General features: G+C 37.6%; 18 protein-coding genes. 4 read left to right on the top strand and 14 right to left on the bottom strand.

Annotated elements, in window-relative coordinates:
- Nucleotides 1-112 precede the first annotated feature (112 nt).
- Entirely contained in the window at nt 113-1,135 is a 1,023-nt protein-coding gene (locus MHB39_RS02250) for a DUF2804 domain-containing protein (RefSeq protein WP_333006206.1), read from the top strand.
- Nucleotides 1,136-1,232: 97 nt separating this feature from the next.
- On the opposite strand, the gene MHB39_RS02245 is transcribed toward MHB39_RS02250, so the two are convergent.
- Nucleotides 1,233-1,949 carry a glycerophosphodiester phosphodiesterase gene (locus MHB39_RS02245; RefSeq protein WP_342545739.1) on the bottom strand — a complete coding sequence of 239 codons (717 nt, stop codon included), beginning with the start codon at nt 1,947-1,949 and terminating at the stop codon, nt 1,233-1,235.
- 157 nt (nt 1,950-2,106) lie between these two features.
- Here MHB39_RS02245 and helD point away from each other — a divergent pair, with 157 nt between their 5' ends.
- The gene (gene helD, locus MHB39_RS02240; RefSeq protein WP_342545738.1) at nt 2,107-4,335 is read left to right on the top strand and encodes an RNA polymerase recycling motor HelD; all 2,229 of its coding nucleotides are present in this window, start codon (nt 2,107-2,109) and stop codon (nt 4,333-4,335) included.
- Between the two features lie 35 nt (nt 4,336-4,370).
- Here the strand turns inward: helD and MHB39_RS02235 are convergent, their stop codons facing one another.
- The 7 genes from MHB39_RS02235 to MHB39_RS02205 form a co-directional block, all read right to left on the bottom strand.
- Complete coding sequence (locus MHB39_RS02235) at nt 4,371-4,493, bottom strand: hypothetical protein (RefSeq protein WP_004229664.1); 123 nt, start codon at nt 4,491-4,493, stop codon at nt 4,371-4,373.
- A gap of 127 nt (nt 4,494-4,620) precedes the next feature.
- On the bottom strand, nt 4,621-5,583 hold the full coding sequence (locus MHB39_RS02230; RefSeq protein ID WP_231745103.1) for an IS3 family transposase: 963 nt from the start codon (nt 5,581-5,583) through the stop codon (nt 4,621-4,623).
- Nucleotides 5,526-5,951: an HTH domain-containing protein gene (locus MHB39_RS02225; protein WP_058844812.1), complete on the bottom strand. Its 426-nt coding sequence runs from the start codon at nt 5,949-5,951 to the stop codon at nt 5,526-5,528. The genes MHB39_RS02230 and MHB39_RS02225 overlap by 58 nt, the downstream gene beginning before the upstream one ends.
- Before the next feature lie 116 nt (nt 5,952-6,067).
- Entirely contained in the window at nt 6,068-6,937 is an 870-nt protein-coding gene (locus MHB39_RS02220) for a GNAT family N-acetyltransferase (protein ID WP_244905043.1), read from the bottom strand.
- A gap of 361 nt (nt 6,938-7,298) precedes the next feature.
- Nucleotides 7,299-9,131, bottom strand: a complete 1,833-nt coding sequence (locus MHB39_RS02215; RefSeq protein ID WP_342545737.1) for an ABC transporter ATP-binding protein — start codon at nt 9,129-9,131, stop codon at nt 7,299-7,301.
- Nucleotides 9,131-10,852, bottom strand: coding sequence for an ABC transporter ATP-binding protein (locus MHB39_RS02210; protein WP_342545736.1), 1,722 nt, complete (start codon nt 10,850-10,852; stop codon nt 9,131-9,133). Before MHB39_RS02210 ends, MHB39_RS02215 begins: the two co-directional genes overlap by 1 nt.
- 66 nt (nt 10,853-10,918) lie before the next feature.
- Nucleotides 10,919-11,812, bottom strand: a complete 894-nt coding sequence (locus MHB39_RS02205) for an EamA family transporter (protein ID WP_312127263.1) — start codon at nt 11,810-11,812, stop codon at nt 10,919-10,921.
- 186 nt (nt 11,813-11,998) lie between these two features.
- On the opposite strand from MHB39_RS02205, the gene MHB39_RS02200 reads away from it, so the two are divergent.
- Nucleotides 11,999-14,026 carry an EAL domain-containing protein gene (locus tag MHB39_RS02200; RefSeq protein ID WP_258859158.1) on the top strand — a complete coding sequence of 676 codons (2,028 nt, stop codon included), beginning with the start codon at nt 11,999-12,001 and terminating at the stop codon, nt 14,024-14,026.
- Between the two features lie 41 nt (nt 14,027-14,067).
- On the opposite strand, the gene MHB39_RS02195 is transcribed toward MHB39_RS02200, so the two are convergent.
- Nucleotides 14,068-14,535: a threonine/serine exporter family protein gene (locus MHB39_RS02195; protein WP_175400783.1), complete on the bottom strand. Its 468-nt coding sequence runs from the start codon at nt 14,533-14,535 to the stop codon at nt 14,068-14,070.
- 21 nt (nt 14,536-14,556) lie between these two features.
- On the bottom strand, nt 14,557-15,309 hold the full coding sequence (locus MHB39_RS02190) for a threonine/serine exporter family protein (RefSeq protein ID WP_016994658.1): 753 nt from the start codon (nt 15,307-15,309) through the stop codon (nt 14,557-14,559).
- Nucleotides 15,310-15,637: 328 nt separating this feature from the next.
- Here MHB39_RS02190 and MHB39_RS02185 point away from each other — a divergent pair, with 328 nt between their 5' ends.
- Nucleotides 15,638-17,047, top strand: a complete 1,410-nt coding sequence (locus tag MHB39_RS02185) for a polysaccharide deacetylase family protein (protein ID WP_258859159.1) — start codon at nt 15,638-15,640, stop codon at nt 17,045-17,047.
- 113 nt (nt 17,048-17,160) lie between these two features.
- On the opposite strand, the gene MHB39_RS02180 is transcribed toward MHB39_RS02185, so the two are convergent.
- The 4 genes from MHB39_RS02180 to MHB39_RS02165 form a co-directional block, all read right to left on the bottom strand.
- On the bottom strand, nt 17,161-18,729 hold the full coding sequence (locus MHB39_RS02180; protein WP_342544841.1) for an IS1182 family transposase: 1,569 nt from the start codon (nt 18,727-18,729) through the stop codon (nt 17,161-17,163).
- A 465-nt stretch (nt 18,730-19,194) separates the two neighbouring features.
- Nucleotides 19,195-21,291, bottom strand: coding sequence for a beta-propeller domain-containing protein (locus MHB39_RS02175; protein ID WP_342545734.1), 2,097 nt, complete (start codon nt 21,289-21,291; stop codon nt 19,195-19,197).
- Nucleotides 21,292-21,421: 130 nt separating this feature from the next.
- Nucleotides 21,422-22,615 (bottom strand): acyl-CoA dehydrogenase family protein, encoded by a 1,194-nt coding sequence (locus tag MHB39_RS02170; protein ID WP_342545733.1) that lies wholly within the window; start codon nt 22,613-22,615, stop codon nt 21,422-21,424.
- A gap of 9 nt (nt 22,616-22,624) precedes the next feature.
- On the bottom strand, nt 22,625-23,797 hold the full coding sequence (locus MHB39_RS02165) for a saccharopine dehydrogenase C-terminal domain-containing protein (RefSeq protein ID WP_004229703.1): 1,173 nt from the start codon (nt 23,795-23,797) through the stop codon (nt 22,625-22,627).
- Nucleotides 23,798-23,802: the final 5 nt, after the last annotated feature.

The raw sequence follows: 23,802 nt of genomic DNA, 5'->3' as shown, positions 1-23,802 counted from the left end.
TATTGAAATCCATTATATTCAGCATGTTCCTTTCCAATTTCAAGAACATTTTTGCTACAATAAGGATTAAAGATATGTCAATTTTATTTTATGACCAGAAGGGATGTTGAATGTGAAGCAGCATGCTGAGAAAGAGATTTTACAGCCAACTCTTTTATGCGATAAAAAAGGTAATTTAAATCCAGCAGCCATCGGATTTGCACGCAAGCCACTTATTAACAGCAATTTAAGCGGCCATCTCATGCGCAAAAAGAAATGGAACTATTGGTGTGTCTACGGTGATGAAATCTTGTTTTCAGCTACAATCAGTCATCTAGATTACGCAGCAGTCTGCTTCGTTTATTTTCTTGAATATGAAACACAGCGCTATTTCGAAAAAACGATCACAATTCCCTTCGGTGGTAAATTAAAAATGCCTACACAGGTTTTAGAATCTGTTTCATTTAAAAATAGCGAAATGATGATTGATTTAGTATATATACAAAATGAGACGCATCTATCTGTTTCCATACCAAACTTTGATGGAGATGTTTTACGAGCAAAGCTTATCATTCAGCACCCACCAACGGATGAAACATTAAATGTCGTTATTCCTTGGAATCGTAAAACATTTCAGTTTACAGGTAAGCATCACATACTGCCAACCTCAGGTGTTGTCACAATTGGTACTCGACGTTTTAATTTCTCAGCTGAGGAGAATTTTGCTGTGTTAGATTTTGGACGAGGTGTATGGCCACGTGAGGCATTATGGAATTGGGGAATGGCCTCTCAACGAGTACGTGGACGACGGATTGGACTTAATTTAGGAGGTAAGTGGACAGATGGCACCGGCATGACTGAAAATGCTGTTTTTGTAGATGGTAAAATGACAAAAATACATGAGGATTTATTATTTCAATATGATTCTGAAGATTATATGCAGCGTTGGAAAGTGGACACAAAATTTTCCAATCAGGTTTCCTTAACCTTTTCACCTTTTTTTGAGCGTACTGCTCTAACGAATGCCAAACTAGTTAAATCAGAGGTACATCAACTATTTGGCTATTACGACGGTTCCATTTTACTCGACAATGGCGAAACACTTGTTATTCAACAAATGCTAGGATGTATTGAAGAACATCGTGCAAAATGGTAGCACAAATCCTCTAGAAGACGTTGCTTTCCGTGGGTATTTTGAAAATGCAAATGATTCCACGGAAGCTTTTTTGTCTCCTACCTGTCACTACTTTGCTCTAACTAAAGGCCCGTAATATTTTTTCTGGATCATCTGTAAATATCGCCTGTACACCTAGTTGCTGTAAGCTTCGAGCATCACGTTGCTCATTTACGGTATATACACGTACAGTTGCACCTTCAGTGAGGGCTAGCTTAACTGATTTACGAAAGGAAGTTGGCAAACTTACATGTAACGCCTTAGCTGGAATAAGAGCAATGTAAGTAGGAAAATCCACCAACACCTCTGCAAACAATGCTGCACTTTCTATATAAGGCGCTATTTTTGATACTGTTTGCAATGATTCATGATTGAAAGAGGAAATGATCACCCGCTCTGTCATTTGCTGTGCTGCTACTTCTTTGAGCACGAGCGCTTCGATCCCTTCATATGCAATAATGTCTGTTTTCAGTTCAATGTTGATGCGATGATTGGTACCTGCAAAAAGCTCTAACACTTCCCCCAACGTTGGAATTACTTCATCTCCGAACTCCCGCGAAAACCACGAACCGAAATCAAATGTACGCAATTGCTGTAATGTAAAATCTTTTACATAGCCTGAGCCATTGGAGGTACGATCAATGGTTTCATCATGAATCACCACTACCTCTTTATCTGCAGTTAAATGAACATCTAGCTCTACCCCTGCTATAGGGAGCTTTGCTGCTGCTTGAAAGGCTGCCATCGTATTTTCTGGATAGTTTATCGAAACACCTCTATGTGCAAATATGTCCAAATTCATTAACCTCCTCTATTTTTTATTAAAGAAAAACCTTTCATCCCCTTGTAATAGTAGCATAATTAACTTTTTAGCTTTCACTTGATGGTAAATATTATATATAGTAGTATGATAATCTACTTTGAAATTGTAAGTACCTAGGAGGTGCTAAAAAATGACTGTACAACATCCAGATTTTCAGGCTGAAGTAGAACGGTTAGCGTATACCCAAGGCTATATGCAACAAATATTAGACGAATCACAACGAGATTTACAATCTGCTCAAGAAAATATCCGCAAATCTATGGCCGATCTTGATTACTTAGATTCAAGTTTAAGTTATTTAAATATCTTAACAAATGCCAGATTCTTTGAAATGGCACGTAATCAAAAAGAAGGTCTAGAGGCCGTTCGCAAGAAGCCCTATTTCGCTAGAATCCATTTCCAAAAAACAGGTGACCCGGAAGAATTTCTTTATATCGGGAAAACGTCTCTATTTCATCGTGAAACCCATGAGCCCATTATTGTTGACTGGCGTTCACCCGTAGCGAATGTTTATTATGATGGACGTCTTGGCGATATGGAGTACGATGTCCGTGGAGAAGTTCATAAAGGGCATCTCTTTGCTAAAAGGCAATACAAGATTGAAAATGGCGAATTACTCGAAATACGAGATATTGACTTAACAACAAATGATGAACTCCTACAAGAAGCATTGGCTGGAAAAGCAGATGTTCGTCTAACTGAAATTGTTTCAACCATTCAAAAGGAACAAAATGAAATTATTCGAGCACATCTTCGTCAACCAATCATTGTGCAAGGTGCTGCTGGCAGTGGAAAAACGACCATTGCTCTACACAGAATATCCTATTTCCTTTACACAATGGGTGAACATTTTAATCCTGAGCAGCTCATGATTTTAGCACCGAATAAGTTATTTATTGATTATATAGGCGATGTTTTACCAGAGCTTGGCGTCGATAAAATATGCCAAACTACTTTTACAGACTATGTTCTTTCTGCCACTAAGTTAAAGCTTAAGCTTCAAAATCCGAATGAGCAATTAGAGTCGCTCGTTGCTGGAGGTAGTCATCAGCCTACTGCCTGGATTGCTGAAATGAAAGGCTCTCTATACTATCGTGATGTCATCGAACGATACTTACAAAAGCTGGAACAAAAGATCGCAGAACAATTCGAAGATGTCTATATTGAAAAATACTGTATCATGCGCGCCTCCCACCTGAAGAAGCTATTTTTATATGAATTTTCATATATGCCTATCGAAAAGCGACTTGAACATATTAAAAAAGTGTTAGCAAGCCATGTTCGTCAAAAAAAACAGGCTGTTTTAGCTACACTCCATAAAAAGTACGATGAAGCATTGGGTAAAGCCTTAAATGGAATACGAGATGATGAAAAACGGCGACGTGTTGTCACAAAATTCATCGATGAGCGAGATGAGCGAATTCCCGCCATTGAGAAAGAAGCTAAATCAACGGCATCAGCTTATATGCGTCGTTTTACCAAACATAATATTAAAACACTCTATCGTACCCTTCTCACCGATGCAGAACTATTAGCAGAACTCGCTCCTGAATGGCATTATCTTGAACAGCAACAATTTTTGCAGGCACATCGTAAAGAACAATGGGTACTCGAAGATTTAGCTGCACTATACTATTTACATGCACGTTTAAAAGGCATTGCAGATGAATGGAAAATGCGTGTAGTCTTTATCGATGAGGTCCAAGATTATAGTTTATTTCAGCTTGCTGCTTTAAAAGCAGGTCTTGATACGGATATGTTCACAATGGTCGGTGATTTAGCTCAAGGTATTCATAGCTATCGCTCATTAACAGCATGGGAGCCTGTCCAAAGCTTATTTCCTCGTGCAACCTTCCGAACTTTGCAAAAAAGCTATCGAACAACCATTGAAATTATGGAAGTCGCGAATCAAATTCTAGCGCAAATGAATGAACAGCTACCTCTAGTAGAACCTGTTGTTCGTCATGGTAGCGTACCAAGTTTTATTCAAGCAGAGCAATTTGATGCTTTAAAAATTAAAGAAATCTTTGAAGCCATAAGTCAAAATGGCCATCGATCCATTGCTTTAATTTGCAAAACTACTGCAGAAGCCATTACTATACAACAGACATTAAAAGACAATGAGATTGCTTCACAACTACTAACGGAAAATGAATCCATTAATCAAGAAATGTTACTTGTTGTGCCAAGTCACCTAGCTAAGGGACTTGAATTCGATGCCGTCATTGTAGCTGCCTATGATACACCCTTTTACGATACGCCTATTGACCGAAAGCTACTTTATGTAGCTCTTACACGAGCCATGCATGAGCTATACTTAATCGGTCCATCTAAAAGTTCGTTCTTATTAGAAAATTAAAAAGTCGCTAATGGGCGACTTTTTTCTTTGCATCATTAATTTCTTGGTGGTAATTTATAAAACTTCCCTTTGGATAAATAAGCTTTCACAACTTTCCACCATGAGCTAGGGGCTTCCTTCGGAGGAGACTTTTTCTTTGGCAATGCTGGCATGCGCATGATCACGGCTCCTTTCTTAAAGCTTATTAATATTATATGAAGATAGTAGGTGATTATGATAAAAAAGGGCAATGAGTTGATATTAAATATTAAAATGTACCCTTTGTAAAGGACATTTTGAAAAAGGTTAGGCAACTTCTTGAAGCTGCTGTCTGTATTTTGCAGGCGGCAGCTTTTTTAAATTCCATTGCCCTCGATAATGATTGTAGTAAATCATATAACTCTTAATTTCTTTCTTTACTTCTTCTAACGTTTCACATGCTCTAATAGTTGTTTCATCTTTAAAATGCCCAAAGAACGATTCTTGTGGCGCATTATCCCAACAGTTTCCTCGACGTGACATGGACTGTCCTAAGCCAATTTTCTTCACTAAGGCTCGGAATTTTGGATTCGTATAGTGGAAACCTTGATCCGAATGGATAAAGGCATCCTCCCTTAAATGCCGATGTTTCTTTAATTTATGTAACGTATTGAGCGCAATTTCTATACCCAATGTAGAGGATACTTCATACGCTAAAATTTCATTTGTTTCGGCGTCTTTTATCGTTGATAAATAAGCACGTTTACCGCCTCCATATGTTAAATATGTGATGTCGGTTAGTAATACTTTTCCTGCCACACCTTGCTTGAAGTTGCGCTGTAAATTGTTAGGGCATATACGGTGTTCCTTCGTTGCTTTTGCCATACGACGCGCTGGATTGGCTTTTCGAATGGGACAGATAATATTAAACTTTTTCATAATGCGACGGATACGCTTAAGGTTGTACGTAATTTCATATTGGTTTTCTAGTGTCATTTTTATTTGACGTGCGCCTTTCTTTCGTCCTCGGAAATGAAAGGCCTTTAAAATGACTTCTTTCACCACTTCATCTTCTTCATTCTGTTTTTGACGAGTTAAGACAGCTTCTTCTCTAAAATAGCGATAGTAGCCTGAGCGTGAAACCTTTGCCATTTCACAAAGATATCGTACCATCCGTTTTAATTGATATTTTTCAATAATTTGATGGATTAACTCAAATTTTTGTGTAGTACTTATTTTGATTGCTTCCTTATCAGCTGCCTTTCGAGTTGATCTAGCTTTTTTAAAAATTCGTTTTCTGCTTCTAACAATTTCATCTTCGCCTCTAAGCGGGCGTATTTTTCTTCTATACTTAATTCGCGTTCTAAAGGGCGACCTGAAGCATGTTTTCTGGCATCTTCTAAGCCTGTAAGCCCATGCTCTTTATAAGCTGTACGCCAACGATTCGAAGCTCTCCGAATACGAGCTGGACCAAGGGCTTCAATGTCAAAACCCGCCTCAAAAAAGATTTCACTTGGATATTTTCCTTTATCGTATTCATCAATAAAAAATTCTTTAAATTCATCTGTATAAGTAATGGCTTTCGCGCTTACTGTTTTGACGTATGGATTTAATTTTAATTGTGCCTGTTGTTGTTCCGAAAAAAATTTTTTAGTCATACAATCTACCACCGCTCGTTTTTTCTTCATTATAAATAAAAATACCCTATAAGATGACCTTTTTGAAAGTGTCTATCTTATAGGGTACATTTTATATCACTCATAGCCCTTTTTTTCTATTGTTTTACATAATAATCAATTTGCTGCGCTTTCATAAAGCCCGCTTTTTCATAGACAGAAAGTGCTTTTTTATTGTCTACTTCTACATCTAGCATGACGAATGCTGCACCAACCTTACTCGCATAATCCTTTGAGAAGGAAAGAAGTGCTGTCCCAATACCTTGTCCTTCACAATTCGGATGTACAGCAAGTGCTGTTACCCACTGGATTTCATTTTCCTTAGCCGTTGTCACTGTTCCAACAACTGCGCCATCCCGATAAGCAATCCAAAGCTTTCGTCCATTTTTTGATGTATTAAAGGCAATAAGCTCTTCTGATTCTTCTGGTAAATCTCCAAATGCTTCACTATAAATAGTAATCAGTTCAGCTTGTTCACCATTATAGGGTTGAATATTAATATCTTTTTGTAATGTAACGGCCTCTGCTTTTGTTTCTAGAGTAGCTTCGGAAAAACTGTAGGTAAAACCTTTGTTTTCAATAAATGTGTGCCCATAAGGTGAGCCATCAATTATTACAGCTAATTGCCCCTCTGCCCCTCTCTCTTCTAGCCCAACTTGTATACCTTCAACTAACGCTGTTCCAATACCCTTTTGTCGATATGCAGGTGTCACCACTAATGACCACTCATATGTATGAAGCCCCATTAAGTCAATTGCACTAGCAGCACCAACTAATAAATCCTTATCATCCTCATACGCTAGTACCATAAAGCCCTTAGTCTCGAAAGAGCTAGCCATTGGTACATTCATAATGGTTTCATATACTCGATAATCTTGCACTGTTGCTTCTTCACATAAAAACTTTACTTCTTTCAATGTTTCTCCATCTAATGGAAAAGACACTGTCATCACTGAAATATTCATCATTTACTCCGTTCCTGTAACAGACTATTGCCCTATTGTAGCAAGAATGAAAATAAGCTGGCAACAAAATATATTTATCCCCTCTATTAATCAGAATTTTACTCCATATAATGGGAAAATAAAAGGATTTTTACTATAAAAATTTAGAAAAGTGACTGAAATTTACTAGAAATAATAGCTATAAAATATTATACTAATTCTGCGAAAATAGAGATATTCATCCTTTTACAACCTGCTACTTTTAAACTATATACTACTTTCTGTTTTAATAATGTTTTATAATAATTATACTATTTATTCAAATTAATAACATTTTTAATTCAATAAAAAAGAGCAATTTCAAATGAAATTGCTCTTTTCCCATCTATTCCTCAAGATGGTGTGAGGATGAATGTAACATTTGTGCATAAAGACCACCTGATTCGATTAGTTTTTGCTGTGGTCCAGCCTCAACTAATTCCCCTTTATGCATAACTAAGACCATATCGGCATTATGCACAGTATTTAAACGATGTGCAATCACAAAGCTGGTGCGCCCTTGCATTAACGTATCAAGAGCCTCTTGTATCGCTAGTTCTGTCACAGTATCAATACTGCTTGTGGCTTCATCCAATAGTAAAATTTTCGGATCAGCAATAAGTGCCCTTGCTATAGATAGTAATTGCTTTTGACCCTGTGAAATCTCGCGCCCATCCGCAGCAAGAATGGTATCATACCCATCCTTGAGTTTCATAATGAAATCATGTGCATTAGCTCGCTTGGCCGCTTCCTCAATCTCAGCATCAGTCGCATCCAGTCGACCATATCGGATATTCTCGCGAACAGAAGCCTCAAACAAAAATGGATCCTGTAAGACAAAGGCCATCTGTGAACGAAGGGATTGTCGATCAATTTGCTGTACATTTATACCATCAAATAATACCTCTCCCTTTGAGACCTCATAAAATCTTGCAATAAGTTGAAGGATTGTCGTTTTCCCAGCACCAGTTGCACCAACGAGTGCTACCGTTTGACCAGGTTCCACTTTAAAGTCTACATTTTTTAGTGTGTACCCTTCTTCTTCTTGTACATATTTAAAGAACACCTGCTTAAACGCTACATATCCCAATAGCTGATGCTTTTGTGCTGACACGTTTTCTGCTTCTGGTTGTTCATCGAGCAAGGCAAATACACGTTCTGCACCAGCAATAGCTGACAATACCGTATTAAACTGGTTTGCTAAGTCATTTAAAGGACGTGTAAACTGTCGTGCATATTCAGTGAATATCACAATTACTCCTATCGTTACATGTCCATATAATGCGAGAACTCCTCCTACACCTGCAACAATGGTAAAGCTCATATTATTTAAGAAGTTCATAACCTTAGGAATATAACCTGAGTAAGTCTGTGCCCAAAAACCAGTCCTTTTTAAGCGCAAACTTTTTTCACGAAACTCCGCTTTCATTCGCTCCTCTTGTGAAAATGCCTTCACAATCCGCTGTCCTGAAATTGTTTCTTCTATCATTCCGTTTAAGGCACCAATAGCTACCTGCTGTTCTTTAAACAGTGGTGCTGTACGACGTGTAATCCATCGCATCGCCCAAAACATCAGTGGAATAATAATCATCGTCAAAACTGTCAACAATGGGCTTAAACTGAGCATAATAATGACGGTCCCTCCAAGCGTAAGTACACTTGAAAATACCTGGATAAAAGAACTGTTCAATGTTGAGCTGACCGCTTCAATATCATTCGTCATTCTACTCATCAATTCACCATGCTGACGACGATCAAAGAATGCCACTGGCAGTCGTTGAAAATGAGCGAATACACTTGTTCTTAATCTATAGATCGTTTGCTGGGCGATGCCAATCATCCAATAGTTTTGTAGGAAAAGTGAAACGGCTAATAAAACATAAATAGCAATTAATACGCCAATCCCCTTACCTAAGCCTAAAAGCTCGCCATGCATAACATAGTGATCAATCATTTGACCAATTAGATAAGGGCCAAGTAAAGCTAATATGGAGCTAATCATCACTAATAAAAGCACCACAATGAGAAGTGCACGTTGTTCATCGACAATTTTCCATAACCGCAGCAATGTACTTCTCCAATCAGCTGCACGTGGCCCCTTCTTTTTCTTCACAGCCTGTTTCAGATCATCTTTTGTCAAAATCGGTTCATAACCAAAAGGTTTCTGGAAAAATCCCATTATTCCTCCACCTCCTGTTGTGAGATAGCTATTTTTTTATAAAGCGAGGAAGTCTGTAAAAGCTCTTCATGTGTGCCATAAGCAACAACTTTTCCAGCATCAATCAGTAAAATGCGATCCGCACCTTTTGCTGTACGTATTTTTTGCGTCACAACAAGCATCGTCGCCTTTTCTTCACTCAATGCCTCCCACAAAGACTGTTCTGTTTTAACATCTAAGGCACTAGTGCTATCATCAAGCATTAAAATATGTCCTTTTCTCAAAAGAGCTCTAGCTATGGATAATCTCTGTTTTTGCCCTCCCGATAAATTAACACCTTTTTGCCCAACCTTGGTATCATAACCATTTGGAAATTCTTCAACAGATGCATGTATTTGTGCCTGCATTGTAGCCTGTAGTACAGCATCCATTTCAGCCTGTGTATCTCCCCAACGCACATTATCTGCAATACTTCCTGTAAATAACAATGACTGCTGAGGGACATAGCCAATTATTTCCCGTAACTCTTGTAAGTCCCAATGTTGAACATCCTGGCCCTCGACAAGTATTCTGCCTTGCGTTACTTCATAGAAACGAGGAATGAGCTGTAATAATGTTGATTTTCCCGCACCAGTAGCCCCCATAATCGCAAGCTTCTCACCAGATTTAACTTGAAAGCTCACATCTGACAAAACAGGAACATCTCCTCCTGGATAAGTAAAACTAACATGGTCAAACGTTAATTCTCCATATTGTGTTGCATGGCCTACTTCTTCTATAAGGGACGTATCTTCAACCTCATTTTCAATCGAAAGGATTTCTGCCATACGTTCTGCAGATGCCTTGGCACGTGCGTAGAAGATAATAATAAACGCGAACATTGAAAATGAGCCTGTCATACGCATTGCATAATTCACAATAGCCACAATATCTCCAAGCGGCGTTGTTCCTGTCGCAATTTGTTTTGTACCAAACCATAAAACTGCAAGCAGGCTCATATTCATAATTAACAAAAGAACCGGCATAATATATTCCATTATGCGTAAAGCCTTCACAGTATCAACTTTTAACCGCGATGCAACTTCATCAAAGCGTGTAGCCTCATATGCTCCTCTTAAGTAAGCCTTCACTAATCGTATTGCCTGTAAATTCTCCTGTAAAACCCTGTTTAAACGATCAACCCTCTTTTGTACACGTCCAAAATAAGTCACACCTTTTGCCACCATAAAAATAAGAAAAATAAAAATGATCGGTGCACCGATCACCAAAAATAAAGCCAATTTCGGATTTACGACAAAAGCCATAATAATACTTCCTATAACAGCAAGTGGCGCTCGAAGCATAATACGTAAGCTCATAAACAGCACTGTTTGTACTTGTGTGACATCATTTGTTAATCGCGTAATAAGCGATGCTGTGGAGAATTTTTGATAGGTTGCTAGCGTAAAGGATTGAATCCTATCAAACATGGCATTTCGAAGATCATACGAAAAGCTTTGAGCTGTATGGGAAGAAAAATAAGAATTGATAATGCCCGCCAGAAAGGCAACAAAAGATAGCGCAAGTAAAACAGCCCCCCATTGCAAAACCATTCCTTGATTTTGAGCCCTTACTCCTTCATCGATTATTTTGGCCATAATGAGTGGCTGCACTAGCTCCACAAATAATTCTAAAAGCATTAAACATAAAGCAAAAATAGCTGTCCATTTATATGGCTTTACATAGGAAAAAACTTCTTTCATATTCTTTCCCCCTTGTTGGTAGATAAAATTTCCAGGTAGTCAAAAACTACTAACACTATAGTATATTTATGCTTTTTCTCCTGCTATTGAAAGCCAAGTTACACAAACAAGCATAACGAATACTCCTATTAATTGCCAGAAACCTAAAGAGGTACCGAAAATAATAACTGAAATAACCATTGCTGTTAATGGTTCAATACTGGAAAGAATGCTCGTTTCAACTGCCGAAATGTATTTCATACTACTTAAAAACAATATAAAAGCTACTGTTCCAAAAAATATTAAAGCAACTAATAACATTAAAATTTTAAAGTCTACTAGAACACCCCATTGAGTGGACTGCCAAACACGGCTTACTAAGCCTAAAGTGAAGCCACCCACCAGCATCCCCCAGCCAACTACTAAAAGCACACTCCACTCCTTCATTAAGCGTGCAGGATACAAGGTGTAAAATGCAAATGTTAAGCCTACTGCTATACCCCACATCAAGGCTTTTGGACTAATAAGCAAACTATCAAATGATGCATTCGTTAGTAATAGAAATAACCCTATAAGGGTACCAATAATACCTAATACTTGATATTTTGGTGGCCACTTCTTTAAACTAAGAGAGACATATGCGACAACAAATATTGGCGCTAAAAACTGAAGCAAGGTAGCCAACACAGCGTTACTTTCATTAATTGCAGCAACAAAGGCAAATTGTACACCCAGCATACCTGCAATACCAAAAACGATGAGTTGCCTCCCCCATAGCTTGTGCTGCCATATTCCAAAAATATTTTTTCCTGTTAACAATAAATATGTAAGTAGTAATATACCTGCAACCGATAAACGGATTGTTAACATAAAGGATACAGTCAAAGGTGTATGATTTAGCAACCACTCCATTAAAGGGCCAGTTGCTCCCCATAACATAGCACCTGAGATGATAAATATTATTCCTTTTAAACGTTCCATACCAATCCTGCTTCCTATATACGTACTAAAAATTGTTACTTTTCTTCAAATCATTTCTTGAACTTCACTAGAAAAGTCCTATTATTTTTCACTATCAAATATTTACAAATATATTCATAATGACTAATTCCCGATTATTATCTATAATATTAGTATATATTGATTACCCAAGGAGATCGAATAATCATGAGTCATATGCATAAATCATTTACGATTGATGAACATTATTTAAATTCACTTCCTTTTCCTGCAATTATCATTAATCAAGATGGACAAGCGACGGTTTGGGGAAAGAGTGCTGAACATCTGATTGGCTTATCAGCTAATGATATTAAAGGAAATACTACTCCATCTATACACGAAAATCTACTGCGTCAGCTTCCTGTCGAAACACTTCAATCTATTTTACAAAAAGAGGACAGTACGTATCTAGAAAAAATTCAAGTACACACAGCTTCAAATGTAGAAATAACAACAGCTCTGCTTGCTAAACCTTTTACAAATGAGGGAGAACGTTTTATTCTATTGATTTTTATGCTACCAGAATTAATGACGCAAGCTATCTCTCATTGCAATACCTTTGTAAATCTTAAGCAAGGTTTAGATGCGACCTTCATGACTGTTACACTCGATCACGATGGATTTATCTTAGAATGTAATAATGAATTTTTAAAAACAAGCCAATGGACACCAAAGCGTGTTATCGGCAAAACCTTTTGGCAACTGTTCCCTGATAATGAAGCGAGTGAAAAAATAACACATACAATCTGGCGTAATTTAAATAACGGTCATACATGGCAGGGAGAAGTTGAAAAAATTACAAAAACGGGGCAATCCTATTGGGTACTACTAACGGCTATTCCCCTCGTTAATCTTGAAACAAATGAACAACAGTTTATCCTAATTGAAAAAGATGTTACAAAGTCAAAAACAATTCAACACCAACTTGAAAAAATTGCTTACATCGATACAGAAACTGGTTTGATGAATGCACATCGACTTGAAAAAGTAATTACCAATATGATTGACGATGAAAGACACTTTTCATTTGTTTATCTAAGTATTGATAAATTTTATACACTTAAAGAATTACATGATCAACAAATTGATCAAAGCCTAATTGTTGAATTTACAAATCGTATAAAAATGTATTTCCAAGATAGCACGATGGCTCGTATAAATGAAAATGATTTTGTTGTCATCACGCCTTTAAGTGAATGGTTTATTCAAGGCTTCTTATCTTACTTACAACAACATCCGATTTATAGCGGCAATATTGCTGTACCAATTTCTATTAGTGGCGGCATAACTAGATATCCTGAGGATCAATCAACATTCTCTCAGCTTATGAAGGCATCCATTGCTACTATTTCCACAGTACGTGAGGCTGGTGGAGACAAAATTGTTTCATTATCAACAGCAACACATAAAGCTTTAAATCGTAAAGCATTAATTGAAAAGCGCTTACTCCAAGCACTTGACCAAAAAAACTTGAAGGTACTCTATCAGCCACAAATTGATGTGTATTCCGGGAAAGTTACTGCTGTTGAAGCACTTGTACGTTGGGAAGATGAGGTAATAGGTGTTGTAACGCCTGATGAGTTAATTCCTATCGCGGAAGAAACAGGTCTGATTAACAATATTGGGTCCTTCATGCTGGAAAAGGCTTGTGAACAAGCCTTACTTTGGAAAAAGGCTGGCTATGATTTAAAAGTATCTATTAACTCTTCTGTACGTGAATTCCGTGATAAGAATATGGCAAAATCCATACTTGAAATGATTACAAAAACAGGTTGTCCAGCAAATCTATTACAAATTGAGATTACTGAAAAATTTGCTTTAGAAGCTGAAGCTGCATCTTCTATCGCACAGCAAATGCGTAAGCTTGAAAACGAAGGTATCGCTTTTGTATTAGATGATTTCGGTACTGGCTACGGTTCATTTAGATATATGCAAATTTTACCAATAAGTACTTTAAAAATCGATCAAACCTTTACAAATTCACTCTTGAAATCCGAAAAGAGCCAAAAGCTTATGCATGGTATGGTACAGCTAGGCAAATCCATGGAATTGAAAGTTGTTGCTGAAGGTGTAGAAACAGCTGAACAAGCAGATCTATTAATCACTTACGGCTGCGATGCCATTCAGGGCTATTATATTAGCAAACCCGTGACACCAGAAGAAATTGAACTAGTACTGACTAAAAAACAATAAATAAATAAGGAGGCTGCGTTTATTGTGCACGCAGCCTCCTTCTATTTTTTATAAACCTTTTGTAATTTTACTTTACTTGAACGCACTGAGCGGAAGATGAGTTGAATAATTACTTCTGCAAAAACTAGTCCAATAACAATGGCACCTGTAATTAAAAATGCCTTCAAGCCATATTGCAAGCCTTGTAAGTAATCATCTTCTACCACATTTCTCATTGCATTATAGGCCATGCCCCCTGGCACTAACGGTATAATTCCACCAACAATGAAAATAATCATGGGTATTTTAAAACGTCGGGCATATAAATGAGCAACAATTGCAATGACAAATGAGCCAAAGAAAGAAGCTTTGACAACATCCATACCTTGCTCTGTTAGAACATAGTATATAATCCAGCCAATTACCCCAACGAGTCCGCAATGAAGTAGTGTTTTTCTAGGAACATTAAAAATAATGGCAATCCCAGCCGTTGCAAAAAAACTAACTATTAATTGTATAATAATGTCCATCATCTGCATATTGTCCGCCTCCTAAAATCCTAGTGTGACGGCGATTGCTGCACCAATAGCAAAGGCTGTTAAAAAGGCCTCTGCTCCCTTTGCCATCCCTGACATAAAATGACCTGCCATTAAATCACGAACTGCATTTGTAATCAAAATACCTGGTACGAGTGGCATGACGGAACTAATAATAATTTTATCAAGTTCAGTACCATAACCATACTTTACTGCAAAGAAGGCAACAAAGCCGAGGACGAGTGATGCTGTAAATTCAGAAAAAAACTTTACCCTTGTTAAATGATTGATTATTACAAGTACTAGGAAACCTAGCCCACCTGCTAAAAAGGCGATAGGAAAATCAGACCATCCACCCTTAAACATAATAAGGAAACAACCACTAGCAAGTGCAGCAGCCAAAACTTGTAAATAAGTTGGTAAAAAATAATTTGTTTTTTGTATCGACTTTAGCTCGTCATAAGCTTCTTCTAGTGTTATGATTTGAGATGTGAGTCTACGAGATACTGAATTTACCAAGGCTATTTTTTGTAAATCTGTAACCCTGCTGGGAATTGATGTAATTCTTGTTGGCTGTGTCTTGCCTAACGAAAAAATGATGCCAGTTGGTGTGGCATAACATTGAGCATTTGGCATATTTTGAGAATGTGCCATGCGCAGCATTGTATCCTCTACGCGATATGTTTCTGCACCACTTTCGATCATAATACGTCCCGCAAGCAACAAACAGTCAATCGTAAGTTCATTATCCACATCTTGTAAGACCATTGCAGCTATCTGCCTCCTTCAAAAGGTTCCTTGCCAATATTAACGAACTGCCAATAAAAACTCAACTGAAAATTTTTTCATAAGCAATGGGTTATTATCGTTCAATTTATTTTCAACTAATATTGAGCATTTTTTCTATTTTAGTAGGTATTTTACAACCTCTTATATAGAAGTACAACTACAATTCATTCACTAATTATAGAAGAAAAGTGATGTTAATAATTTTCCATAAAATAACATAAAAAGATTATAGATTTGTATAACTTTTTTAATGACTGACACGTCTGATTGTATAGAAAATAAAAAAGAGGGGAGCGTATCCAAAACCATGCAGGAACGCAGAAAAAGACGCGGTCCAATAATTGATTTCTTATTACTTAGCCTTATTGTGACCTTAACGACCGTTATACTTTTTATTATCCTTTCAAAGGATGAATTTAAGTTTCAAAAGATTAGTGCTTCAAAAGAATCCGAGACAGAATCGGTAAATAGTCATTTATCGACTGAAAGTTCTGCGTTTCCTGGCATACGTATTGTTACAGACGTTTCAAATGACAAACGAACACCATTTGCTATTCATTACCCACAAACAGATAACGAGGTTCTTAATGATGCCGTATTACAATACATATCGGATTCAAAAGAAAACTATCTAACATCGATGAAAAAAAATAAAGATAAAGAAGCAATGGGTGAATTAAATATTAGTCTTGAAACTTTTCCATACCGAGAGCATTACTATTCCTTTGTGTTAACAAAAATGCTATATCTAGGTGGTGCCAATCACGAAGTCTCAACAAAAACATTCTTTATTAACAACGAAACTGGCGAACAAATTACGATCCAAACACTCTTACAAAATGATGAGAATAATCTATCTACGTTAGCTGTAAACGTCCGAAAAGATTTGCAAAAAAACCTCCAATTAAAGGATGAGCTTTTCAACGATGAATTATTAAAAGCTACGGAACCAAAATGGTCTAACTTCAGTCGCTTTGCTATTGTTGACGATTCATTACAAATCTATTTCGATGAATATGAGATTGCTAGTGGAGCAGCAGGTACCCCAATAGTGAAGCTACCCCTTTCACTTATTAATCCATTGTTAGCCTCCGAGTTTCAAATCGCAATGGAAAATGTAAAACCAATCAATCCACCACCAACCGGTGATCCAAATAAAAAACGTATTGCATTAACGTTTGATGATGGTCCACATCCAAAAGTGACAGAGCAAATTTTAAATATTCTCGATAAGTATCACGCAAAGGCTACTTTCTTCATGCTCGGTAGTCGTGTACAATATTACCCTGACATCGTAAAAGATGTTCTTGCACGCGGTCATGAAATTGGAAACCATTCGTGGAACCACCCTGTCTTAACAAAGCTTCCGCAAGAGCAAGTGATGAAAGAGTATAACACTACTGCCACTGAAATAGAGAAGGCAATCAATCAAGGTGCCACAGTTTTTAGACCGCCATACGGCGCAACTAATGACACAATTAACGCTGAAATTCCTATTCCTGTTGTGTTATGGACGATTGATACATTAGATTGGAAACACCGCAATGCACAGCAGCTTTTACCACATGTAAAAAATAATTTACACAATAATGCCATTGTTTTAATGCATGATATTCATCAATCCACTGCTGACGGACTTGACGCTGTTCTTGCCTATTTACAAGAGCAGGGTTATGAATTTGTGACTGTATCCGAGATACTGCCATATCGACAATAGTAATTAACAAAGAAAGAGGCTGGGACATAACTAGCTTCAATTAGTGAGAAATCCGAATTTGAATGAATTCAAATTCGGATTTCTCTATTTTTTATGTAGTCTCCCTATAGATCTTAGCTAATGGCTGTGAATTTTCTTAAATTCACGGCCATTAATGCGAGGCCCATCTCGTTTTCAACCTTCGATTTTCCTCGTACAGAAAATCGGGTGAAACGCAAATTAGCCTTCAAGAATCCAAAAACTGGTTCCACGTCAATTTTACGTTGACGATAAATGGTACTTGTTTTTTCTTCTGAAAGCTTTGCTCGCACATATTCTTTTTGTTCTTCCCACTTCTCATTCACCATTATCTTACGATTATTTCCTTCTTTTGCTTTTGTACACGATGAACGGAGAGGGCATCCGGAACAGTCTTCACATTCGTATATCTTAAACTCACGCTTGAAATCATATTGATCCGTTTTCGTGGTACGATATTTAAATACAAGCTGTTGTTGGTTTGGGCAAGTGTATCGATCATGTTCTTTATCATAATCCCAGTTCGCTGTATTGAATTCGTTTTGCTTATGCTTTTTCTTCTGTTCTTTTAAATACATATTGTACGTGATTAAGGCTTCTCTCTTACGATTCGAAAGGATATCATCATAATTTTGTTCACTGCCATATCCGGCATCTGCGACAATGTGTTTGGGTAACTTAAAATAACGTTGTTCGATTTCATCTAAAAATGGGATTAATGTACGTGTATCTGTTGGGTTCGGAAAAATGCTGTAGGCAAGCACATACTGACCTTCTGTTGCCACTTGTATGTTATAACCTGCCTTCAATTGACCATTTTTCATATAGTCATCTTTCATACGCATAAATGTCGCATCCGGGTCTGTTTTCGAATAACTATTTCGTTCGTCAAAGATTTCGAAGTCTCTTTGATATTTTAGTTTGCGTTCAATATAGTCGATTAATTTTTTCCGAGCTTGCTTTGGGAATTTCCGTTCCGTTCTTAAAGCCTTTCGCTCTGCTACATCTGATGAATCCTCAATTTTTCGATCATATTCAGAAATTACTTCATCTACTTTTTCAACCATTCGAGCGAGGTCTTCCAATGCTAATTCATTTTCATTTTCCCGTTCAATTTCTGGCATGATTTCTTTTTCAAGCAGCTCATCGTAAAGCTGGTTTGACTTTTCAATTAGTCCGTTATGATATTTTTCAATCGACTTTTTCCACACGAATGTAAACTTGTTCGCATTCGCTTCAATCTTTGTTCCATCAATAAAAATAGCTTCCTGGTTAATTAATCCCCCTTGTACCAACTGGCAGCGGAATTGAACGAAGCATTGACGAATTAACTCTTTTACGTCTGGTTGGACACGGAATCGGTTGATTGTGCGGTAGGTTGGTTCATGCCCTTGAGCTAGCCACATCATCCGAATACTGTCTTTTAAAAGCGCTTCAATTTTACGACCAGAAAAGACAGATTGCGTGTAGGCGCATAAGATAATTTTAAGCATCATGCGTGGATGGTAGGCAGGGCAGCCCTCATTTCGAAGGAATGGTTCAAACGCTTCAGGCGGGATACTTTCGACTAAATGATGGACATGGAAGGCAATATCATTCTTTTGTAATTTTACTTCTAAATCTAAAGGCAAAACTAATTGATTCATGTTATAATCTTTAAACATAAGGATCCTTCTTTCTGTATAATTTGGTTGTGGTGACTTAATTTTATCAGAAGTGGTCCTTATTTTTATGAAAAAATTGAAAGCCGATGAAATTTTACTGATCGTAAAATTTCATCGGCTTTTTAGTTTAGAGATGGGTTTTGTCCCAGCCCCTTCCTTTTTGTTGAAAAAAGATGATGTCAACGGCAGAAAAAGCAACTTTGCAAGGTGAGAGGTTGATCCAGCTTCCTTTCTAGGGGGCGTCCGCTGAGCCGCTCAATCCCCTAGGAGTGACGCTGTCTCCTCTCCAATCAACCATTCTGCATAGGTCTTACTTTTTCATAGTAGTTTAGCGATCAAATAGCCCTTTTTCTGTATACTTAGAGTAAACTCTTATTTTCAATGCGGAGAAGTGATGGGTGACAACACCTCTTCATAAAGAGTAGGCTACTTGATACCTTTCAATTGACTGTTTTGTTTTTCTTATTATTTTATTGTTAATGTATCTAAAGGCTTGAAGTCATTTAACTGATAGCTTTTTATTTCGTTACGCGCTATTGTATACAGCGTATTATCTATATAGACAACACGTTGTACAACCTGCTCCCAATTTTCATATGACTCACCATTCTTTCGATTGATTATATTTCCTTTCAATACAATCCCTTTCTCAGCAGTAATCTCATAAATTTGAGCACCTTGACCTTGATAGACAACTTCATCTCCCTTACCTGCCTCATACAGTACTACAGGGAAGCCAAAATAGTTGAATTCCTTATTGCGGAATAGCGCTTTAGGATTGTATTGCACTTCAGAGGAAGAACCTTTCCCACCGATTTTTACGGTCGATTGCTCTTTCGGATTTCGGAAGTCTGATACATCAAATAGGGACATCTTCATATTGGTTGTCACAGTGAAATTACGTTTCGTATACGAATCATAGCGTTGCTCCGTATCATAACCAATACCAATTAAATGCGTATCATCTAATGGATGGAGGTAATTACTGAAGCCAGGAATCTTCAATTCACCTAGTACAGCAGGCTTTTTCGGATTCGCTACATCAATGACAAACAGTGGATCCACTTGTTTAAATGTCACCACATATGCTTTTTCTCCCATAAATCTAGCTGAATATATCTTTTCTCCAGGCGCCATATCTTTTACTGAACCAAGCGTTTTTAAATGTTCATCCAAAATAAAGAGATGGTTATAAGAAGTACTTTTTTCATTCCACGTATTACCTTCTGTTGTAAAGATTCGGAAGTTCCCCTTATATTCATCCATTGAATACTGATTTAGCACAGTTCCCTTTACTTCAGTACTTCCAACAAAGTTCAAAGTCGTTCCATCTACATTCCACTTGAAAATTTGAGTGTCAGCTGATCTCGGTAACCAAATCATATCCATGATGCGCTTTTCTGATGAAACATCAATATTACTTTCATATATTGGTGTCGTTAAATATAGAGCATTCTCTGACATATAAAGACCACTACTTCCGCCTAAGTACCCTTTCGTATTGGCCGTTGTCTTAGCTCCATTTTTTAAATCGACAGCTGTAATTAAACTATAGGTACCATCCATCGTATTTGGTAAGATCGAGATTTTTTCTAAAGGTAGACTTTTGTATTCGGATCCTGCCATACTATCAAACGTTTTAGGCTTTAAATCCGTTTTATTATTTTCTTGTAGCATCCAATAATTTGGATACATATTACCAATTAAATATAATGTGTCCTTTGTTATTCGAATATCCTGTAAGAAGCCCTCTTGCCCCACATCACGTACATGCGTTGGATTGCTCGGATTTGAAATATCATAAAATGAGGCTGTTACCATAGCAGTGCCTGCTTTTTCAATATATTGATCCCCGATGGCAATTAATAGATTGTCATATAGCGCAAGCTTAGAAATGTATTGGGACTCTTTTAATTTAATACTTGTAGCCATCTTTAAATTCTTAGGATCTTTAGCATTCACAACAGTAATGCTCTGATCTTTTGCAGTGTAAATAAAGCCATCTTTTACAACAACAATGTCTCCCTCTTCTACCCCTTCTACTTGATTATTGGTAGTAGACTCATTATTTGCAGTTGCCTTATCTTCACTTGTTGCATTTTGGGCGCTCTCTTCTTCTCTAATTTCTACTCTTTGAGTTGTTAACAACTTTTTAAAATACTGCTGTAACTCTTTCTCAGATTTGACGGCTGTTAAAGTCTCGATAATTGTAAATGGGATTGTTTGTGAAGCTACATTCAGTCCGCCTTGTGCAAAGGCTTCCTTTTTCACATGCAATTGATAACTACCTGGTGCTAACTTTTTCACCACTACCGTTTTCTGATCTTCCAACAATTCAATTGTTGCAGGTACTTTGCGTCCTTTTTCCGTAGTGATATAGACATATTCTTCAGTAATTTTGTTTTTCTTTAAAGCAACCGAAAAAGATGCTTGCCAGTTTTGTGTTGCCATACTTGCACTAGCGGCCTTTGCCGTCACATCTGTATTCACTATCCATGTAAAAATGCCAGGCACGATAGCTAGAACAATAATCAGCATAATTGCGAGCCATTTACTTTTCATTATTTTCCCTCTCTTTCATATACTTGTTTATCAATTAGACTAGTAAAAAGGAGGAAAGTTACATTTTTCTGAAATTTTCTAAGTAAGTTAAACCACTACAAAAAGCGAGAGGGAAATGTTTCCCTCTCGTTTATTCTTCAAATGGCCATTTAGGCAACATATTTTTTAATGGCTTATCTTGTCGTCTTCCCAATACATAATCAGCCTGCATAATAGTATGAATTTCTCGAGTTCCTTCATAAATGACTGGAGCTTTGGAGTTTCTTAAATAACGGGCAACTGGATATTCGTCTGAATAGCCATATGCTCCATGAATCTGTACCGCATCATCAGCAGCCTTATTGGCAAAATCACAAGACTGCCATTTTGCCAATGATGTCTCTCGAGTATTTCGAACACCCTTGTTTTTCAATTCTCCAACACGATAGACAAGGAGACGACTCATTTGATAGCCTGCTTCCATATTAGCAATCATTCGTCCAACAAGCTGATGCTCACCTATAGGCTTACCAAACGTCTCTCGTTCATGACAGTATTTCACACTAGCCTCTATGCAAGCTTGGATTAAACCAACAGCACCTGCTGCTACTGTAAATCGACCATTATCTAAAGCAGACATGGCAATTTTGAAGCCCTCGCCCTCTTCACCAAGTCGGTTTTCGATTGGCACGCGTAAATCTTCAAAAAAGAGTTCACCAGTATTACCAGCACGAATACCATATTTCCCTTTAATCGCTTTAGATGTGAAGCCAGCCATGGAACGTTCTACAATAAACGCACTAATCCCATGATGTTTCTTCGATTTGTCTGTATAGGCAAATACGATAAAATGATCTGCAATATCACATAAGGAGATCCACGTTTTTTGCCCATTGAGGATATAATGATTTCCATCACGAACAGCAGTTGTTGACATAGCAGCTACATCAGATCCAGCGCCCGGCTCTGTGAGACCAAAAGCGCCAATCCGAACACCCTTAGCTTGCGGAACAAGGTATCGCTGCTTTTGCTCTTCAGTCCCCCACTGCATTAAGGTCATGCTATTTAAACCTGTATGGACAGATACAGCTGTGCGAAATGCTGTATCTCCTCGTTCAAGCTCCTCACATACGATAGCAAGTGCATTATAATCCATGCCACTACCTCCGTATTGCTCAGGAACACAAACCCCCATTAAGCCAAGCTCAGCTAGTCTTGACCAAATTTTAGCATCAAAGCCACCTTCAGCATCCCACTTTGCAATATAGGGAATGATTTCATCATCAACAAACTGCCTTACTGTTTTTCGTAGCATTTCTTGCTCAGTGGACATTTCAAAGTTCATGGTCAGCACCTACCATTTCACAATCATAGCAGATTTATGTGAGGTCTCTTTAATCACCACGCCGCGTTTTGCCATCTCTTCAATATACGTATCACCTGGCACGATTGCTTCAGGCGGGAATACACCATGCTCTGTAATAGCACCCGCACCAATCATCTGTGCTACAACTGAAATTGTATTTGCGGTAGCACGCGCCATAGCTGTTTCATTAATTGTCATATCCTTACGTACAACCATTTCATATTCATATGTCACCTGCTGCTGGGCTTTTTCACCAGCCACAATAACACGTAACAATACAGCATCAGGTTTTGTGCCTAATTCTAGTTTCTTTTTGAGCGCCTCTCGTACGACTGCACGAACAGGTACTTCTTGGTTATCCACTTCTACCTTATTTGCAGAATCAAGGAAACCTAAATCAGCTAAAAGTTTAAATTTCTCAGCATGGCCTTTATAACGAATGGTTTTATATTCTAATGTGCGGACATTCGGGAATGTCTTATACAATGTGGAGATACCACCAGATGTATAAAATGCCTCAAGCACACCAAAATCATCAAAATAAATAGGTTCAACGCCTGATAGGGATGGAACTTCTTCAAGCTTGCCCTTCTGAATCGTTTTTGAAGGCTCAGTATAATGATCGAATACGCCATCTAAAGAAAATACGCGTGTATAATGAAGTGGAGGCTTTGGTTCAGTTGGAATACCACCAACAAATAGTTTAATAGATTCTACTTCGTCTAATTTTGAAGCACCATAGCCCGCTAGAATATTGACCATGCCGGGAGCAACACCTAAATCAGGGATAATTGTAACACCCTTTGCCTTTGCTTCCTCATGTAAATCTAGTATCTTCTCTGTAACGCCACCGATATGACCACCTAAATCGACGGAATGGACACCTGCCTCAATAGCTGCTCTTGCTACTCGCTCATTGAACGAATAAAACAATGCATTGACGGCAACATCCCCCTTCGAAATAACGTTCATTAATGAATCGTCACGTTCTGCGTGTAGTTCTACCACTTCTACCTTATTCGTATCTAGCGTATCTACAAAGTCCTGTGCAACTTTTACATCGATATCACCTAAATATACACGCTCCACTTTATCGTTTTTTATTAAATCACGAGCTACCTCTTTCCCCATTAAACCTGCACCTAATACAACAACTTTCATCAAGA

Origin of the sequence: Lysinibacillus sp. FSL K6-4013 (genome assembly GCF_038630435.1) — a bacterium.
Classification (GTDB): domain Bacteria; phylum Bacillota; class Bacilli; order Bacillales_A; family Planococcaceae; genus Lysinibacillus; species Lysinibacillus boronitolerans.
The sequence above is the reverse complement of the archived record's forward strand: the minus strand, read 5'-3'. Positions and strand labels throughout refer to the sequence as shown.

Bases quoted from the DNA above. Each gene is read 5' to 3' on its own strand.
- helD (WP_342545738.1), top strand. From the start codon at position 2,107: ATGACTGTACAACATCCAGATTTTCAGGCTGAAGTAGAACGGTTAGCG.
- MHB39_RS02235 (WP_004229664.1), bottom strand. From the start codon at position 4,493: ATGCGCATGCCAGCATTGCCAAAGAAAAAGTCTCCTCCGAAGGAAGCC.
- MHB39_RS02225 (WP_058844812.1), bottom strand. From the start codon at position 5,951: ATGACTAAAAAATTTTTTTCGGAACAACAACAGGCACAATTAAAATTA.
- MHB39_RS02220 (WP_244905043.1), bottom strand. From the start codon at position 6,937: ATGATGAATATTTCAGTGATGACAGTGTCTTTTCCATTAGATGGAGAA.
- MHB39_RS02215 (WP_342545737.1), bottom strand. From the start codon at position 9,131: ATGGGATTTTTCCAGAAACCTTTTGGTTATGAACCGATTTTGACAAAA.
- MHB39_RS02210 (WP_342545736.1), bottom strand. From the start codon at position 10,852: ATGAAAGAAGTTTTTTCCTATGTAAAGCCATATAAATGGACAGCTATT.
- MHB39_RS02205 (WP_312127263.1), bottom strand. From the start codon at position 11,812: ATGGAACGTTTAAAAGGAATAATATTTATCATCTCAGGTGCTATGTTA.
- MHB39_RS02200 (WP_258859158.1), top strand. From the start codon at position 11,999: ATGAGTCATATGCATAAATCATTTACGATTGATGAACATTATTTAAAT.
- MHB39_RS02195 (WP_175400783.1), bottom strand. From the start codon at position 14,535: ATGGACATTATTATACAATTAATAGTTAGTTTTTTTGCAACGGCTGGG.
- MHB39_RS02190 (WP_016994658.1), bottom strand. From the start codon at position 15,309: ATGGTCTTACAAGATGTGGATAATGAACTTACGATTGACTGTTTGTTG.
- MHB39_RS02185 (WP_258859159.1), top strand. From the start codon at position 15,638: ATGCAGGAACGCAGAAAAAGACGCGGTCCAATAATTGATTTCTTATTA.
- MHB39_RS02180 (WP_342544841.1), bottom strand. From the start codon at position 18,729: ATGTTTAAAGATTATAACATGAATCAATTAGTTTTGCCTTTAGATTTA.
- MHB39_RS02175 (WP_342545734.1), bottom strand. From the start codon at position 21,291: ATGAAAAGTAAATGGCTCGCAATTATGCTGATTATTGTTCTAGCTATC.
- MHB39_RS02170 (WP_342545733.1), bottom strand. From the start codon at position 22,615: ATGAACTTTGAAATGTCCACTGAGCAAGAAATGCTACGAAAAACAGTA.
- MHB39_RS02165 (WP_004229703.1), bottom strand. From the start codon at position 23,797: ATGAAAGTTGTTGTATTAGGTGCAGGTTTAATGGGGAAAGAGGTAGCT.